This window comes from Muricoccus vinaceus (genome assembly GCF_042433125.1).
Lineage (GTDB): Bacteria > Pseudomonadota > Alphaproteobacteria > Acetobacterales > Acetobacteraceae > Roseomonas > Roseomonas vinacea.
The window spans coordinates 1-2,463 of the sequence record NZ_JBHLVZ010000146.1; the positions used below are offsets into that span (position 1 = coordinate 1).

At 70.0% G+C, this 2,463-nt stretch carries 2 protein-coding genes; both read right to left on the reverse strand.

Annotated elements, in window-relative coordinates; translation table 11 throughout:
• Positions 1 to 2,049, reverse strand: a 2,049-nt coding sequence (locus ACFFIC_RS30025) for a recombinase family protein (protein ID WP_377057286.1), incomplete at its 3' end; no start/stop codon positions are given.
• Positions 2,046 to 2,463 (reverse strand): hypothetical protein (locus ACFFIC_RS30030; RefSeq protein ID WP_377057287.1); only part of this gene is annotated, 418 nt, incomplete at its 5' end. The genes ACFFIC_RS30025 and ACFFIC_RS30030, both read right to left, overlap by 4 nt.

The following is a 2,463-nucleotide window of genomic DNA, read 5'->3' on the forward strand; positions in this document are numbered from 1 at the left end:
CAGCGCGGCGACCCCCTCGTCGGCAAGCTGGATCTGCCACGGCTGTCCTTTGACCGCCTGGTGCCCGACCAGGCGTCCTTTGCGGAGCCATTTGAACACGGTCTGCGCCGTGATGCCCAATGCTACGGCCGCCCCCTGAACGGAGTAGCTGCCGTCCGGCCATCGAGGCGGGTTCGCGGCCACCCCGTTGATCTTGGCTGCCCGGATGTTCCATTGCTTGCGCAGCAGGTGAACGGTCTCGCCCCTGAACGGCACGCCACGTGCCGACATGATCCGCTCGGCATTGAGCAGGTCGGCGATTTCGCGATCCATCCTACCCTCGGCGTTCAGTTCCCGCACGCGTCGCTCCAGATGCTCCGCACTCACGCATTCCGCATAGGCCCGCACACGGCGCTGCAGCAGGTGCTCGCTGCTTGCCCCGGTTTGCCAGATGATCCGCATCCAGATCTGGCCACGCGCCCGCCTCTGGTCGAGCATGACCTCGCGCAGGACGAGACGCAGCATCTGCTTGCGCTCCGCTGGCATCGCAGCCTGCCAAACGCGCGGCAGATCCTGCGCCAGGGCCAGTACCTCATCGTTCTCCGCCGGGCTGACCGGCCCCGGCTGCTCGCCTCGCCAACGCTCATAATCCTGCTCCACCGCCTCGGCCTGCCGCAGCTTCTCCTCCCAGTCCCGCTCCAGGGAGCGCGCCACCAAGCGGTTTTCCGGTTCCACCGCGTCGTACTGCCGCCGTGCCCGCTCGGCCTCGTAGCGGGCACGCTCGCGCTTGAGCGACCATTGCCGCTCCAGCATCCGTGCCTCCGCCTCGATTTGACCGACTGCAGCTGCCGCCAGTGCAATGCGGTCCGGTGCCAGGGATACCAGCAGCACGCGCTCAACTTCAGCATCCACCTGCAGCGCCCGCACCTCCTGGCAGCGCGGCTGGCCGTCGCGTGCCTGGTCCGCGCGACAGAGATAGACGGGGTAGTCGCCGTGCGGTCCGGAGTAGTGCAGCGACATGCGCCGCCCGCACCGGCCGCAGGAGGCAATGCCCTGCAGCAGTGCCGCGCCCCGGCGCGGCACTCCGGGCTGCGCCGGGGCACGTCGGGCGGCGTTGTCGGACAACCGCTTCTGGTTGGCCATGAACTCCTCCCAGCCAATGTAGCCCGGGTGAGCATCGCGCAGGCAGACCGGCCACTGCTCGACCGCGACCCTGACCGTAGCAGCACGCGCCGTGCCGGTGCGACGGCGTGTCGGATCCTGCCGCCGCTGCCCCCAGGCGTAGGCACCGGCATAGGATGGGCGTTGCAGGATCTGCAGCACGCGGAAGTTGTCGGGCGCCACCCAGGCCACCTCGTGCGGTGCCGGGCCGCGCAAGGGCCGGGTCGGCAGCATCAGGCCGTGCTGCCGCAGGTCGCGCGCCACGGCGTTGGCGCTTTGCAGCTCGCGGAACCGGGCGAACACCAGCTGCAGCCGTGCCTGCACCTCCTCGTCCGGGTTGAGGATGATCTCGCCCCCGCGTCCGTAGGCAAGGCCGGCCGGCAGTGGCAGGCGCAGCTCACCCCGCAGGGCCTTCTGCCGCTCGCCCTGGTGCAGGCGGATGCGGATCTGGTGCAGCTCCGCCTCGCTCATAATGCCCGACAACCCGAGCAGCAGGCGGTCGTGGTAGACGCCAGGATCGTACAGGCGCTCGCCGTCGCCGATCAGCACCCCGAACAGGGAGCAAAGCTCCAGCAACTGGTGCCAGTCGCGGTTGTTGCGGGCCAACCGCGAGGCATCCAGGCTGAGCACCAGGCCGGCCTTGCCGAGGCCGATCTCCGCGATCAGCCGCTGGAACCCCAGGCGTCCGGTGCTGGAGGTGCCCGACTTGCCGAGATCGTCGTCGACCACCTCGATCCGCTCGCGGGGCCAGCCCAGGCCAGCAGCCCGGTCGACCAGGCGGTATTGCAGTTCCGTGCTCTCTTGGTGCTGGCGCACCTGACCGGCCGTGGATTGGCGAACGTAGATGTAGGCCAGCTTGGCCCGGTGCGCCGTGGTGACCCGCTCGGCCGCCTCATTCTGCGCGCTCAACACAGGGTGCCTCCCGTGCCGGACGCAGCCGAGGGATCAGGCGGGCGACCTGCTGCGCCAACCTGGTTCGGGCCTCGCCGGTCAACGCCGGCCACGGTCGCGGGTGGGCCCGGGGCAGCACCTTCGGGGTCGCAAGGCCTGGGCGAGCAGGATGCGGGCGGTTTGGCACGGGATGTCTCCTCCTGGGAACCCGCCAGCATGCGCCGCACGAGCTGGGCCAGGGGCAGCAGCTTGCGGACCGAAATACGCGCCACCTCCGGCTCCACCGCCGCGAGCTGGTCGAGGTCCGTGGCGGCACGGGGCAACAGACGCCGCCGACCATCCTCCAGGGAAACGGCGATGAAGCCTGCCCCGCGTGCGCAGGTCAGCGACAACAGTCGCAGCCGCTCCCCATGCAGCGGGTGATGCGGGTCG